General features: G+C 64.0%; 14 protein-coding genes. 10 read left to right on the top strand and 4 right to left on the bottom strand.

Going from position 1 to position 14652, the window contains the following annotated elements; all coding sequences use genetic code 11:
* Positions 1 to 48 precede the first annotated feature (48 nt).
* The 5 genes from mtrB to secA all read left to right on the top strand — a co-directional run bounded on the left by mtrB (position 49) and on the right by secA (position 7924).
* Positions 49 to 1719 (top strand): MtrAB system histidine kinase MtrB, encoded by a 1671-nt coding sequence (gene mtrB / locus ABJ196_RS01775; RefSeq protein ID WP_347305022.1) that lies wholly within the window; start codon positions 49 to 51, stop codon positions 1717 to 1719.
* The gene (gene lpqB / locus ABJ196_RS01770; RefSeq protein ID WP_347304953.1) at positions 1716 to 3464 is read left to right on the top strand and encodes an MtrAB system accessory lipoprotein LpqB; all 1749 of its coding nucleotides are present in this window, start codon (positions 1716 to 1718) and stop codon (positions 3462 to 3464) included. Before mtrB ends, lpqB begins: the two co-directional genes overlap by 4 nt.
* Before the next feature lie 288 nt (positions 3465 to 3752).
* Positions 3753 to 4283 carry a ComF family protein gene (locus ABJ196_RS01765; protein ID WP_347304952.1) on the top strand — a complete coding sequence of 177 codons (531 nt, stop codon included), beginning with the start codon at positions 3753 to 3755 and terminating at the stop codon, positions 4281 to 4283.
* 206 nt (positions 4284 to 4489) lie between these two features.
* Complete coding sequence (gene raiA, locus ABJ196_RS01760; RefSeq protein WP_347304951.1) at positions 4490 to 5155, top strand: ribosome-associated translation inhibitor RaiA; 666 nt, start codon at positions 4490 to 4492, stop codon at positions 5153 to 5155.
* 207 nt (positions 5156 to 5362) lie between these two features.
* On the top strand, positions 5363 to 7924 hold the full coding sequence (secA, locus tag ABJ196_RS01755; protein ID WP_347304950.1) for a preprotein translocase subunit SecA: 2562 nt from the start codon (positions 5363 to 5365) through the stop codon (positions 7922 to 7924).
* Between the two features lie 172 nt (positions 7925 to 8096).
* On the opposite strand, the gene ABJ196_RS01750 is transcribed toward secA, so the two are convergent.
* Entirely contained in the window at positions 8097 to 8435 is a 339-nt protein-coding gene (locus ABJ196_RS01750) for a hypothetical protein (protein WP_347304949.1), read from the bottom strand.
* Positions 8436 to 8618: 183 nt separating this feature from the next.
* Positions 8619 to 8996 (bottom strand): hypothetical protein, encoded by a 378-nt coding sequence (locus ABJ196_RS01745; protein ID WP_347304948.1) that lies wholly within the window; start codon positions 8994 to 8996, stop codon positions 8619 to 8621.
* 281 nt (positions 8997 to 9277) lie between these two features.
* Here ABJ196_RS01745 and ABJ196_RS01740 point away from each other — a divergent pair, with 281 nt between their 5' ends.
* From ABJ196_RS01740 to ABJ196_RS01725, 4 genes are all read left to right on the top strand, one after another.
* Positions 9278 to 9688, top strand: coding sequence for an HAD-IA family hydrolase (locus ABJ196_RS01740; RefSeq protein WP_066485435.1), 411 nt, complete (start codon positions 9278 to 9280; stop codon positions 9686 to 9688).
* A gap of 44 nt (positions 9689 to 9732) precedes the next feature.
* The gene (locus ABJ196_RS01735) at positions 9733 to 10209 is read left to right on the top strand and encodes a hypothetical protein (RefSeq protein ID WP_347305021.1); all 477 of its coding nucleotides are present in this window, start codon (positions 9733 to 9735) and stop codon (positions 10207 to 10209) included.
* A 147-nt stretch (positions 10210 to 10356) separates the two neighbouring features.
* Positions 10357 to 10815, top strand: coding sequence for a hypothetical protein (locus ABJ196_RS01730; protein ID WP_347304947.1), 459 nt, complete (start codon positions 10357 to 10359; stop codon positions 10813 to 10815).
* Between the two features lie 83 nt (positions 10816 to 10898).
* A complete protein-coding gene (locus ABJ196_RS01725; RefSeq protein WP_347304946.1) occupies positions 10899 to 11531 on the top strand; it encodes a hypothetical protein in 633 nt (210 codons plus the stop codon).
* Positions 11532 to 11625: 94 nt separating this feature from the next.
* On the opposite strand, the gene rsgA is transcribed toward ABJ196_RS01725, so the two are convergent.
* Together rsgA and aroA are read right to left on the bottom strand one after the other, a co-directional pair.
* A complete protein-coding gene (rsgA, locus tag ABJ196_RS01720; RefSeq protein WP_347304945.1) occupies positions 11626 to 12663 on the bottom strand; it encodes a ribosome small subunit-dependent GTPase A in 1038 nt (345 codons plus the stop codon).
* Positions 12656 to 13963 (bottom strand): 3-phosphoshikimate 1-carboxyvinyltransferase, encoded by a 1308-nt coding sequence (gene aroA / locus ABJ196_RS01715; RefSeq protein ID WP_347304944.1) that lies wholly within the window; start codon positions 13961 to 13963, stop codon positions 12656 to 12658. The genes rsgA and aroA overlap by 8 nt, the downstream gene beginning before the upstream one ends.
* Between aroA and ABJ196_RS01710 the strand changes: the two genes are divergently transcribed.
* Positions 13962 to 14630, top strand: coding sequence for an SOS response-associated peptidase (locus ABJ196_RS01710; protein ID WP_347304943.1), 669 nt, complete (start codon positions 13962 to 13964; stop codon positions 14628 to 14630). The two genes, aroA and ABJ196_RS01710, sit on opposite strands and share 2 nt — an antisense overlap.
* Positions 14631 to 14652: the final 22 nt, after the last annotated feature.

Genomic DNA, 14652 nt, shown 5'->3' with positions numbered 1-14652 from the left:
CGCTTAAGCCGGCTCAAGGACCGGTTCCTCGACTCGTGGCGCTCCTCCCTGCAGGTGCGCTTCATTGGCATGATTGTGGCCGCCGCCTCGGTGGTCATGCTCATTCTTGCCTACGCGCTCATTTCTGTCCTCACACAGCGGCTCATCGACCAGAAGCTGTCCGCGGCAGAGCAGGAAATCGATCGCGCCCGCATCACGGTCGAGCAGCAGATCAGCGCCACCGGCACCGGCAATTCCGTGCAGGTGCGCATCAATTCGGCGCGCGCGTCGCTCACCCAGCTCCGCTCGGACGGCGAGTCCCACGCGGCCTTCGAGCCCGTCATCGTCGTCCAGAACTCGGACGGCACGCAGACCACCTCGCCCGAGGGGTACCGCATTCCAGATAACTTGCGTAGCCTCGTCGCCCAGGACCAGATCGCGTATCAATTCACGAATATCGATCAGACCAACGGTGGCAACTACAACGCGCTCGTCATGGGCACCCCGGCAAACGCGGATATCCCAGACACGCAGGTCTACATCGTGCTGTCCATGGAGTCCGAGGAATCCACGATGGCGCTCATGCGCGGTCTCTTGTCTGCCGCCGCCGTCGTGGTCGTCGTCCTCCTCGTCGGCATTGCCTGGCTGGCCACCCAGCAAGTCATCGCGCCGGTGCGTTCGGCCTCGCGCATTGCCCAGCGCCTTGCCGCCGGCCATCTGCGCGAGCGCATGGTCGTTGAGGGCGAGGACGAGATGGGCCGCCTTGCGTCGTCCTTCAACGACATGGCCGAGAAGCTGTCCAAACAGATTACGCAGCTCGAGGAGTACGGCAACCTGCAACGCCAGTTCACCTCGGACGTCTCGCACGAGCTGCGTACGCCGCTCACCACGGTGCGCATGGCCGCGGACCTCATCGCGGCGGACGCTGACTCGCTCGAGCCGCACACGCGCCGCGCGACGGAGCTTATGACCCGCGAGCTTGACCGCTTTGAGGCGCTGCTCGCGGACCTCCTGGAAATTTCCCGCCACGACGCTGGCGTCGCAGATCTGTCCAAGGCCCAGCTCGACGCCCGCAGTTGCGTCGACTCCGCCTGGCAGCAGACCTCGCATCTGGCCGAGGAACTCGGCGTCGAGGTGCGCTTCCACGTCCCAGACGACCCGGTCACGGTCGAGGGCGACTCGCGCCGCATCGAGCGCATCCTGCGCAATCTGCTCGCCAACGCCATCGACCACTCGGAGGGCAACCCCGTCGACGTCGATATCGCGGAGACCGAGGACGCCGTGGGCATCGCCGTCACGGACCACGGCGTGGGTCTCAAGGAAGGCCAAGAAGAGCTCGTCTTCAACCGTTTCTGGCGTGCCGATGCCTCGCGCGTGCGCCACTCCGGTGGCACGGGCTTGGGCCTGGCCATCGCGCACGAGGACGCCGTCCTCCATGGTGGCTCGCTCGATGCCACGGGTGTCTTCGGCGTCGGTTCTCGCTTCCGCCTCATCCTGCCGCGCACCCCAGGCGCCGAGATTGACCATGATCCCATCGCCCTCGAGCTGCCGCATGCGCAGGCCGAGCTTGCCGATGCCCCCTCCGATGGCTCGGCCGAGGGCTCCACACTGCAGGCTACGGCGCCGGCCTCCCCGGCCAGTGCCGACCTCGACGACGAGGAGCCCGAGGCTCCCGGCCAGATGCGTAAGCCGGAATCGTTGGAGGAGAAGGCGACCCGATCCGAGGAGGAGAGCGAATGATGGTGTTCCCCAACCCGCGCCACCGCGCGTCGCTTCACCGTCCGGCACGCACCGTGTTGGCAGTGGCTAGCGTCGTAGCCCTTGCCGGCTGCTCGACGCTGCCGTCGAATACCGCGCCGCAAGTGCTGCGTTCTTTTGCGCCGCAGCAAGAAGCCGTGCCCGTGGTTGGTCCGCAGCCGGGCCAGGAGCCGGACCTGCTGCTGCGTGACTTCTATCGTGCCTCGGCCATCCCCAGCGGCGACTATGCCGCGGCACGCGCCTTCCTCACGGACGATGCCACGCAGTCCTGGGAGCCCCAGGGGTCAGTGCTTCTCGTTGACGCCATCGACTTGAACTCCGCGTCTGCGGCAGCCGAAGCCGACACCGAGGAGCGCGCCTTCTCCGTGCGTGGCAACGTCATCGGGTCGCTTGAGGACGGCGGCGCCTACCGCGCCGAAAATGGCGCCTATGAGGCGACGGTGAAGATGAAGATGGTGGATGGGCAATGGCGCATCTCCGATCTCCCAGCCGGCGTCGTCATCGAACGCAATGAGCTGCGCAATCAGTACCAGCCCGAAAGCCTTTACTTCTTCGACCGCGACCAGCGCTCGCTCATCTCGGACCGCCGTTGGGTATTCTCCGGCAGCGACACCTTGGACTCGCAGCTCATCACGCTGCTGATGCAAGGCCCGTCCGCTACGCTCGCGCCTGCCGTGACCATGCTCACGGGCAACGACGCGGCCTTCGCCGGCATCGAGGACGGTGCTTACCGCTTTACCGGCCTGAGCGGGCTCGATGAAGAAGACCGCATGCACTTTGCCGCGGAGCTCGTGTGGACGCTGTCTAACGCGGGCGTCGCGGGCCCGTACAAGGTCATCGCCGATGGCGCCGCCCTCGTCCCGGGTATGGACGAGATGACCACGGATGACTTTGCCGAGTACAACCCGCGCGCAGCGGCGACCCAGGCTAGCAACCTCTACGCCCTCAACGGCGGCAATATTTTGAGCGTTACAGGCACCATCGCCACTCCGGTGGGCGGCTTAATGGGCCGCAGCGGCCGACTCGAATCTGCGGAAATCTCGACGGAGGGTACCGTCGCGGCCGTCACGCAGCTCGACGACGGCAAGTCGCAGTTGCTGATGGGTGATCTCGATGGCACGCCGCAGCGTTCCGTGGAAGCGGACACCATCTCGCGGCCGTCCTTCGAAAACAGCGGCGAGGCCGCCTGGGCCGTCGTCGACGGCAAGCGTGTCTCGCGCTTCGTGCAGTCGTCTGCTACGGGCCGCATCGTCGAAACCGAAGTCGATACCTCGGCGCTCGACGATATCGACGGCGAGATCTCCGTGTTGCGTCTGTCTACCTCAGGTGCGCGCGTCGCGCTTATCGTCGGCGGCAAGATCTACACCGGCGTGACCGTGCGCGAGGACGGCGGCGCCTACCGCATTGCGAACATCACGGAAATCGCCAGCGAGTTGGGCGGCATGGCCCTGTCCCTCGACTGGCAGCCGGATGGCTCCCTCGTCGTCGGCACCTCGAGCCCCGACACTCCGGTGTGGCGCGTCGAGCAGGACGGCTCCGCTGTGTCCACGCTGCCCAGCGGCAACATCACGGCGCCGGTCGTCTCCGTCGCCGCGACGCAGACGACCATCTTCGCCACGGATGCACACGCCACGCTGCAGGTCTCGGCGGAAGATTCCACCTCTGCCTTCTGGCGCGAGGTCCCCGGCCTGCAAGGCATGCGCTCAGCGCCCATTGTCGCGAAGTAGCGCTTCGTTGCGCTCGGGCACCCCGAAACCCTGGCTGTGGCTGCCCTGCGTTCAGCGCGCGCATGGCGGGCTTCTGGCCTAGTCTTGCGGGTAGCAGAAGAATTCATGGGGTGAAGAATCATGGGGTGATGATTGTTGCTGGGGAACTTTCTTTCGGGGCTGGGGGAGTTGGTCATCCCGCGCTCGTGCGCGGGCTGCGGTGCGGCGGGCGATGTGTTGTGCGGACCGTGTCGGGAGAAGCTGCGCGCCACTCCGCGGCTTATCAGTCACCGTCCTCGTCCCCTCGGCATGCCGGTCTTCGCGCTGGGGCCGTACGACCGCATGCGCCGGTCACTCATCGTGGCGATGAAGGAATACAACAATCAGACGGTGCGCGCCTACGTGGGTGCCGTGCTGGCGGCCGCTCTTCGGTACCTTCACGCACGAGGTGAGATTCCCCACGATCTCGTGCTCGTTCCCGCGCCCACACGCGTGCGCTCTGCACGCCAGCGCGGCGGCGACCCGGTGCTCCATATGTGCGAGCATGCCGCGCGTACGCTCGCCGAGACGCCGGGTGCCGGGCTACGCGTGCAGGTGCTGGCATGCCTGCGCATTCGCTCCTCGGCCGCGGATCAGTCCCGTCTGGACGCGGATGCGCGCTGGGAGAATATGGCCCATGCCATCGAGCTGCGTCCGGGTAGCCGCGCGCAGCTGCGCGGGGCGCACGTCGTGCTGGTCGACGATGTCGTGACAACGGGTGCAACGTTGGCGGCATCGGCAACCGCTGTGCGCGGCGCGGGGGCCCTCGTTCGGGCAGGGCTGACGCTGGCAGACGCCTGAAAACTCCGAATGGCGGCACCCAATAGGGGTATCCGTGAAAGCCATGTTATGACCACTGCTACAATGAGGGGTGTCACAAAGAGTTCCACCTCAATGGTCGAGTCACAGAACTTGGCGCAGGAATTCCGGGTACTCATCCGGGACGTTTGCCGCAGGTGGAGGTCTCGTGGTCCATCGTTTGTCCCCATCTACTAGGGAGGAAGTCAATGACCAACCCACAGGTCGAGTCCAATGCACAGGTCACCATCACTGGTCGTAACGTCGAGGTTCCTGAGCACTTCGCAGAACGCGTGAAGAGCAAGCTGGCCAAGATTGAGCGCCTCGATCCCACGCTGACCTTCTTCCATGTGGAGCTTCAGCACGAGCCGAACCCGCGCCGCGACGCTGAGGCAGAGCGCCTGCAGATCACCGCGACTGGCAAGGGCCACCTGGCTCGCGCCGAGGCTAAGGAGGACTCGTTCTACGCTGCGCTGGAGACCGCTCTGGCAAAGATGGAGCGCTCCCTGCGTAAGGTCAAGGTCCGCCGCGAGAAGGTCAAGTCCGGCCACCGCGCTCAGAAGGGCACCGGCGAGCTCGCAGCTGAGATCGTTGCCGAGCAGGAAGCTGCCGCTAAGGCTGCGCAGCAGGATCGCTACGTCGATCCGTACGCTGAGACCATTGAGGAGCAGCGTCCGGGCCAGATCGTTCGTACCAAGGTGCACGCCGCTGTTCCGATGAGCGTCGACGATGCCCTGTCCGAGATGGAGCTGGTTGGCCACGACTTCTACCTCTTCATCGACGAAGAGAGCCAGCGTCCGTCCGTCGTCTACCGCCGCCACGCGTACGACTACGGCATCATCTCGCTGAGCGACGAGGTTGAGGCTGACAAGTAAGTCACCCTTCAATTCCTACCGCCCGTTTCCGGCACCACGCCGGGGCGGGCGGTAGTGTGGTTTTCATTGTTTGCTGCGGCCCGCTCCGGTCGCTGCGATCCACGGCCCCGCGGCGTACCGTACCGTTCGCGCAGGGCCGGCACTCCATGCGCGTATAATCGCATGGAAGTTAACTAATTTTTTGCCGCGACAAGAAGGACTTTTTACGTGTTTGGACTCTCCAAGCTGCTGCGCGCCGGTGAAGGACGCACCGTCAAGCGTCTCGACAAGATGGCCCAGCAGGTCATGGACCTTGACGAGCAGTACTCCGCACTGACCGATGAAGAGCTCAAGGCAAAGACCGATGAGTTCAAGCAGAAGCTGGCGGACGGCGCGGAGCTCAACGATATCCTCCTCGACGCCTTCGCCACCGTGCGTGAGGCCGCCTGGCGCGTGCTCGACCAGAAGCATTACAAGGTGCAGATCATGGGCGGTGCCGCCCTGCACTTCGGCAACGTCGCCGAGATGCGCACCGGTGAGGGTAAGACCCTGACCTCGCTGCTGCCGGCCTACCTCAATGCACTTGAGGGCAAGGGTGTTCACATCGTCACGGTCAACGACTACCTGGCTAAGCGTGACGCGGAAATGATGGGTCGTGTCCACCGCTGGCTCGGCCTGTCCGTGGGCGTCATCCTCTCTGAGATGCGCCCGAATGAGCGCAAGGAAGCCTACGCCTGCGACATCACGTACGGTACGAACAACGAGCTGGGCTTCGACTATTTGCGCGACAACATGGTCCGCACGAAGAACGACATCGTTCAGCGCGGCCACAACTACTGCATCGTCGATGAGGTGGACTCTATCCTGATCGATGAGGCGCGTACCCCGCTCATTATTTCTGGCCCGACGGATACGAACTCCCAGTTCTTCAACGTCTTCGCACAGCTCACTCCGCGTATGCGTGAAGGCATTCACTACGAGGTCGACCATAAGAAGCGCACCGTGGGTGTGCTCGAGGAAGGCGTCGAGTTCGTCGAGGATCAGCTCGGTATCGACAACCTCTATGCTCCGGAGCACTCGCAGCTCGTGTCCTACCTCAACAACGCGCTCAAAGCCAAGGAGCTCTTCGAGCGCGACAAGGACTACATCGTCCGCAACGGCGAGGTCCTCATTGTTGACTCCTTCACCGGCCGTGTCCTGGCTGGCCGTCGCTATAACGAGGGCATGCACCAGGCAATCGAGGCCAAGGAAGGCGTCGAGATTAAGAACGAGAACCAGACTCTCGCAACCGTCACGCTGCAGAACTACTTCCGTCTTTACGACAAGATCTCTGGCATGACTGGTACCGCTGAGACCGAGGCCGCCGAGCTGCACTCTACCTATGGTCTCGACGTTGTGCCGGTGCCGACCAACCGTCCGAACCAGCGTATTGACCACTCGGACCGCATCTACAAGACGCAGGAAGCGAAGTTCGCAGCCGTCGTCGACGACATCGTCGAGCACGTCGAGGCCGGCCAGCCGGTCCTCGTCGGTACTACCTCCGTCGAGCGTTCCGAGTACCTGTCGCAGTTGCTCAAGCGCCGCGGCATCGAGCACTCCGTCCTTAACGCCAAGCACCACGAAGAAGAAGGCAAGATCGTTGCCCGCGCTGGCCGCCCGGGCACCGTTACTGTCGCGACCAACATGGCCGGCCGTGGTACCGATATCGTGCTGGGTGGTAACCCGGAAGTTATCCTCGACGACAAGCTGCGCGAGCGTGGCCTTGACCCGTTCGAGGACGAAGAGCGCTACCAGGAAGCGTGGGACGCCGAGATCGAGGAAGAGAAGGCTCGTTCCAAGCGCCTCGGCGACGAAGTGCGTGAGGCCGGCGGTCTCTACGTCCTGGGCACGGAGCGTCACGAGTCCCGCCGTATCGACAACCAGCTGCGTGGTCGTTGTGGCCGCCAGGGCGACCCGGGCGAGACCCGTTTCTACCTGTCCATGCGCGACGAGCTCATGGTCCGCTTCGTGGGTCAGTCCATGGAGAACATGATGAACCGTCTCAACGTCCCGGACGACGTTCCGATTGAGGCAAAGATGGTCTCCAACTCCATCAAGGGCGCACAGGCACAGGTGGAGAACCAGAACTTCGAAATGCGTAAGAACGTCCTCAAGTACGACGAGGTGCTCAACGAGCAGCGCAAGGTTGTCTACGGTGAGCGTTACCGCATTCTCGACGCGGGCGACATCAAGGACAATATCCGCAAGATGATCGACGAGACCATCTCCGCGTACGTTGCTGGCGCCACCGCCACCGGCTACGTCGAGGACTGGAACCTCGAAGAGCTGTGGAACGCCCTTGAGTCCCTCTACGGCCCCTCTATGGATTACCAGTCGCTCATCGATGACACCGAATACGGCTCTGCCGGCGAGCTCACTGCTGAGCAGCTGCGTCAGGCTCTCGTGGACGACGCGAACGCCCAGTATGACCAGCTCGAAGAGGCTATCACCGCCATCGGCGGCGAGTCGCAGATGCGCAACACCGAGCGCATGATCATCCTGCCGATCATCGACCAGAAGTGGCGCGAGCACCTCTACGAGATGGATTACCTCAAGGAGGGCATCGGACTGCGTGCCATGGCCCAGCGCGATCCGCTCGTTGAGTACCAGAAGGAAGGGGGCGACATGTTCAATGCCATGAACGACGCCGTCAAGGAAGAGACCGTCCGCCAGCTGTTTATGCTGCGCAAGCAGTTCGCACAGCAGCAGGCCCAGGCCGCCGCTGAGGGCGACGGTACCGTTCAGGCCTAAGACACATAGCTGGCGGGTGCCGCCAGTCACCCACAACACCTCGCACGGAGTTCCAGGAGCATCCGTGCGGGGTGCTTCTTGACGCGCAGCACGCACGCCGATCCAACGCACAAACCCAGGCCGTGTGGCCTGGGTTTGGTGCGAGTCTTAATAACAAAAGGGGGCGGAGGCCCTAGAACTTGAGCAGCGACTGCAGGGTCGGCAGGCCCGGGATGAGACCCGGCACTGCGACGGCGATGGCGCCCGCGTCCAGGGCCTGGTCACCCTTGTCACCTGCGTCCGGAGTGTCCTGCTTCGGGGCGTCATCCTTGCCTTCCGGAGACTCGGTCTTGGGATCGTCAGTCTGAGGCCTGCCGGTATCCTGTTGTTCGGCTTCGTTCTGCGCGCTCTCGCCGTTGAGAACTTCTTCTGCACAGACAAGCCAGGGGAGGCGTTCAGGGAAGAAATCAAACTCGCCGGTCTTGCCTGCGGCGCAGTTCTTGAGCTGCTGGAGTTCCGCATGCTCCCACACCAGTCCGAGAGGACCGTTGCTGAGGCCTTTTCTCGCTTCGAGGTGATATGTTCCTCGAACATTGTGTCAGCCAGCGCACGAGAGACAGCATCCGGTGCATCTTCGTGCAGCTGTTGGCGGGCTTCCTCTGGTCTGGTCCGTCGCTGGGGCAGACTGCGGGCACGCACGGGGGGCATCGGCAGCCTAAATGAGCCGGAACGATGTGAGGGCCTCACCGTCGTAGCGACCCGTAAACGCATGCCGATTGCCACCCATCGAGGCCGAGCCGAAGTACTCGCCGCTGGGCTGGCAGTGGAGCGAAAGTAGCTGGCAGCCGATGGCTCGCTGCGAGCGCCCGCGGGACCAGGCGCGGATGTGGAGCATCACGGCGGCGCTGAAGCGGTCATTGTTGAGATGCGTGAGCGGGCGAAGGCCAGCGGCAGCCTCGAGGACTATGTGGACCAACTCGAGGGTGCGCCGACGCGTCCGGTCCTCGTCGGGAGGAGCCGCGCGGTTATAGCGCACGGGGTCGGGCGGCACGTAGACGCGCAGGTGTGTGAACCCGGGGATAGGGGCGTACATGTCTTTCTCCAGGGATTTCCGGGGAGGAAGCGGTGGGAAAAGCGGAGACGAGTACATGCGTGATGGTTAACCGACATCATGCCATGGAATTGCCGTCCGCGCAGTAGCTGTATATTTGCTGGTTGTTTCCTGAAAGGGGTGGCGGCGCGCAGGGGATCCGTCCGTTATACTGCGTGTAGTCAAGTGCTCCGAATGCGGCGAGCTAGGTCCGTACCACGGTATGGGCTGGTCGCGGCGGCGTGTAGCACCGTTTACATCTCTTGGGAGGAATACTCACAACTATGCGCGGACTCATCGTTGATTTCGTGGGCGTCCTGGACGGCGCTGAAGAAGAAGTAAAGCGCTGGCGCACCCTGCTCGCCGCTGCTAAGTCGAACGGTGTTGCCACCGCCATCTTGTCCAACGACCCGGGTGGAGCCGGTGCCGAGCACATCCGCGAGTGGGAATACCGCGGCTTCGTGGATGCCGTTGTTCTCTCTGGTGAGGTCGGCGCAGATAAGCCGGAGCGCGGCGCGTTTCAGGCTGCGGCAGACGCCATCGCTCTTCCGCTCAACGACTGCGTCATGGTGGATGACTCCATCCTCAACGTCCGTGCCGCCGTGGACTTTGGCATGGTGGGCATGCTCTACACGGTCTTTGACCGCACCTCGGTGGAAATCCAGGCCGTCTTCGACATTGAGGGCGAATTCTAGTGGCAGCGAAGACCGAGCGCGTCTACGTTCCTGCGACGTTTGGAATGCTCACGGAGCTTAAGGAGAACGGGAAGCTCGCCGCGCGCAGCGGTTGGGGCTTTGCCGTGACGCCGGCGCTCCAGGAGTTCTACACGGAGGGAGACGAGGAAGAGATCGCCTACTCCGCGTACCAGGAGGCGGCGATGAGCTCGCTGCGCCTGCTCGCCATCGGTGATGAGACAGAATTCCCGCACCGCCGCGTAGTCATCTCCCTCGACGTTCCCATCGAGTGCGTGCACCCGCAGCCCGATATGGGCGAGGCCGTGGTCAAGCTCGAGCCCGCCATCTTTACCCCGGAGCAGCTCGCCGCTATCCATGTGGATATCGAGGAGTCCGAGGAAGCAACGAAGAAAGCCGTGGAGCTTATCGATGCCGCCGATCTCGGCGACGAGGATGCCGAGCTCGCCGTAGGCGACGCCCTGGACAACTTCATGGCGTTCTACGACCCGTCGGAGCTGCCTTTCCTCGTGGAGCTGCTCTAATCGAGTCGCGCTGACGCGAAGGTTTATTCACCGCGCGGACCTGCACCTGCAGGTCCGCGTTCTTGATCTGGTGTGATGCGGGGGATAGTCTGGCTCCACATTGTGATCCTCCTTGGACCATCCTCATCTTCGAAAGGTTTAGACACCATGCGTTCCTCCTTGCGTTTGTCCACTGCTCTCGTTGCCGCGGCAAGCTGCACCTTGTTGGCCGCTGCCCCTGCACTGGCAGAAGACACCGATACTGATGCAACTACGGTGGAGTCGACCAGCACCGCTGTGAACAAGGACGAGAACAACGCCGTTGGTACCGAGGACTCGGACAACGAAGACGAGAGCAAGGACGACTCCGACGGCACCGGCAAGGATGACGCGGGCAAAGATGACGAGGGTAAGGACGGCTCTGGCGGTGCGAAAGGGGACGGCGGCTCCTCGGATGCCACGGATGATGGAAATACGACGCCGTGGTTGCGTATCCTCGACGCGTCCTCGAAGTCGAAGGCCGCGCCGATCATCGGCGTTATCCTGGCCGTCGTCAGCCTGCTGCTCGCGGCGTATAACACGTTTGGCTCGCAGATTCCTGCGCTGCAGAAGCTCATTAAGGGCTAGTTGCCACGGATTCTGGGAGGGCGTTCCGGTGGTCATTGTTCATTGATAAGGTGAAAGTGACCACTGCTCGAAAGGACCCTTTTATGTATCGCTCTCGAATGGTCGCTTCGCTTGTCTCGGCAACCGTCGTTTCTTCCGTGATCGTCGCTCCGGCACAGGCGCTGGAAAGCACGGTAGAAAAGAACACGTGCACCATCACGCTGAGTCTTTCTGAGCAGGAGGAGTGGGACGCAGCTACGGCGAAGAAGAACGACATCAATGAGGCCTCCATCATGCCGTTGAGCGTTCAGGTGAAGGACGCGAAATCCACGAAGTCGAAATTCGAAGAAAAGCTTACTGGTGTAGACGGCGGCCTGGAGTACATGCTTGAGGACTATGAAGCCCAGCTGAGCGTGGGCGTCGAGGACGACGATCAGCGCGAACTGCTAGAAGGCAACGTCGCTGTCATCAAGCAGATCCAGAAGAACGCCAAGGCGTACAAGAATGCGCTTGATGCTTGTGCCAACCGCGAGTCTTATGACTCGGATAAAGACGACAGTATCGAGACCAAGCCGGGCACGGGCGACTCCAAGGATGCAGGAAACACCTCGTCCCAGATGCCGGATGAGCTGCTCTACACCTTGTTGGGGCTCTTGGGCACGGCGGCATTTACTGGCGTTGCGTACGTTGTCTCGCACGGCGGAATCAACCTGGGCAACGTGAAGCTGCCGTTCTAACAGCTCATTCATGTCCTACACGAACGGACCGGGCGACGTGGAAAGAGTCACCCGGTCCGTTTCTGTTTTCACGGTGTGGGAGAATGCTGCGTGATTACATTTCCCACTCGACGTTGGTGCGCAGTGCGGCAAGCAGTGTGCGCACGGCGTCGCGGCGGCGGGCCGTGGCGGAATCGGGCGGGACGAGCTCCGGATCGTCGAGTCCGCATTCGGGGTCTGCTGGGGGACCGGCATGCGTGCAACCACGCGGACACTGCTCGGTCGCGGCGGCGAGATCCTCGAAGACGTTGATAACGGTATCCGCGTCGACGTGGGCAAGGCCGAAGGAGCGAATGCCCGGGGTATCGATGATCCAGCCGGAAGGCCCAGGTGCGCCGGGCAGACGCAGCGCGACAGACTGCGTGGAGGTGTGGCGGCCTTTGCCCACTGCGGAAACCTCGCCGGTCTCGCGGTTGGCGTCGGGAACGATGCGATTGACGAGAGTGGACTTGCCCACGCCAGAATGTCCGATGAGTGCGGTGATGTGGTTATCGATGGCGGATTCGACCGCCTCGAGGCCGTCCTCGACGCCGGCGTAGACGACGGGCACGTTAAGGTCCGCGAATTCCTCTGCGAACGGGGTAGGGTCCGTGAGATCGGTCTTCGTGAGGCAGAGAATGGGCGAGACGTTGCCCACGAAGGCCGCGATGAGGGCGCGCTCGACGAAACCGGAGCGCGGCGGCGGGTCGGCCACGGCGGTGACGATGAGCATCTGGTCCGCGTTCGCGACGACGATGCGCTCATACGGGTCTGTGTCATCCGCCGTGCGGCGCAGGACCGAGGTGCGCTCCTCGAGCTTGACGATGCGCGCCAGCGTGTCTTTGCGGCCCGTGGTATCGCCCACGACGCCGACGCGGTCGCCGACTTCGACGGGCGTGCGACCGAGCTCGCGAGCGCGCATGGAGACCACGACGGGGCCATCATCGAGGGCCACGCCCCAGCGACCGCGATCCTTGGTGATGACCATGCCGAACTTCGCGTCCTTGTGCTTGGGGCGATCTTTCGTGCGCGGGCGCGATCCCTTGCCCGGGCGGATGTGGACGTCGGACTCGTCGTAGTCGCGGGCGGAGCGTCCGCGGGCGTTTTTACCCATGGAGCATGTTCTCCCACATGTGCTCGAATCCCGGCAGCGTCTTTGAGGTCGTCGCGATGTTTTCTACCTCGACGCCCGGCACGCGCAGCCCGAGGATCGCGCCCGCCGTCGCCATGCGATGGTCCGCATAGGAATGCCATTCACCGCCGTGCAGCGGCGCCGGCTCGATGGCGAGACCATCGGACAGCTCGGTCACGCGACCGCCCAGGTTGTTGATTTCTGTCGCGAGGGCCTTGAGACGGTTCGTCTCGTGGCCGCGCAGGTGCGCGATGCCCGTAAGCCGCGAGGGCGTCTCCGCGAGGGCACACAGCGCCGCGACAGTGGGCGTGAGCTCGCCGATGTCGCCCATGTCGCGCTCAATGCCGCGCAGCGCACTGCCCGCAGGGCCCGTGACGGCGAGTACGCCGTCGGCGAGCGTGACGTCGGCGCCCATCTCGGCGAGGATGCCGCGGATGGCGTCGCCTGGCTGCGTCGTCGAGGAAGGCCAGCCCGGGATGCGCACCGTGCCGCCGACCACAGCCGCCGCGGCGAGGAACGGGGTGGCGTTGGACAGATCCGGCTCGATCTCCCACGTGCGCGCGGCGATGGGGCCGGGGTGAACAGTCCAGGACGGACGCGGTCCGTCAGCGTGTTCCTCGACGGTGATGCCTGCCTCGCGGAGCATGGCGCACGTCATCTCGATGTGGGGGAGCGACGGTAGCGTGCCGCCCTCGTGGACGACCGTGATGCCTTGCGCATAGCGCGGCGCGGAGAGCAGCAGGCCGGAGACGAACTGCGAGGAGCCCGAGGCGTCGACCGTAACGGTGCCGCCTTCCGGAATGTCGTGCGAGGTTACCGTAAACGGCAGCGCGTCGCCGTCGACCTCGACGCCGAGGTCGCGCAGCGCCTGGAGGATGGTGCCCATGGGTCGCAGACGCGCTTGGGGATCACCGTCGACGGTGACGGGCGCACTGGCAAGCGCGGCCAGCGGCGGCAGGAAGCGCATGACCGTGCCAGCCAAGCCGCAGTCGATGGTGGCACCGTGGAGCGGGCCTGGGGTGAGGTGCACCTCGGGGACGCCGTCCGGGCCGGTGGTCTGCTCGACGCCCACGCCCATGGCGCGCAGCGCCGCGGACATGAGGTCCGTGTCGCGCGAGACGAGCGGTGCGCGCAGGACCGACGGGCCTTCTGCGAGTGCCGCGAGGATGAATGCGCGGTTCGTGATGGATTTTGAGCCCGGCACGCGCACGGTGGCGTCGAGTGGGCCGGGGGCGACAGGGGCTGTCCATAAATCTGGCATGCAGTCCATAATAGAGGGCATGTGCGGACGCTTTGTCTTATTCCAACCCGAGTCCTTTCTCGATGCCGTGGGGCAGTGGCCCGGCGTAAGCGAAGTCCACGCGCCGCAGGGTTTGCCGCCGGCGCGCTACAACATTGCGCCCACGCAGACCATCCCCATCATTCGCGTGAAGGAGACGTTCGCCGCCATCGAGCCTGCACGCTGGGGCTTGCTGCCGCACTGGAAGAAGGATGAGCAGGGCCCGCCGCTGTTCAACGCGCGGGCGGAGACCGTAGCGTCCAAGCCTTCTTTTCGCGACGCGTACAAGAAGAACCGCTGCGTCATCCCGCTCGACGGCTACTACGAGTGGCACACGGGCGAAGACGGTAAGAAGCAGCCGTATTACGTCACCGCACCCGAAGGCCAGCTGTGGGCGGCCGGGCTGTGGGGCACCGGTCTGGATAAGCTCTCGGCGACGATGGTGACCACGGCGGCGACAGACGAGATGGAGTGGCTCCACGGCCGCTTGCCCAAGTTCCTCCTGTCGGAGGAGATCCGGCCGTGGCTCGAGGGCGATATGAGCGGGGACTTGCTCCAGCCCAGCGGCCTGCGCGGGTTTCACACCCGCCCGGCGGACCCTGCGGTGGGCAACGTGCGCAATGACTACGCGGAGCTTATCGAGGGGCCCGCGGAGAAGACATTGTTCTAGTGGCGGCGCTGGCGCGCCGCCG

The organism is Corynebacterium sp. SA-MJD20WY100, from assembly GCF_039822565.1.
GTDB lineage: Bacteria > Actinomycetota > Actinomycetes > Mycobacteriales > Mycobacteriaceae > Corynebacterium > Corynebacterium phoceense_A.
The sequence above is the reverse complement of the archived record's forward strand: the minus strand, read 5'-3'. Positions and strand labels throughout refer to the sequence as shown.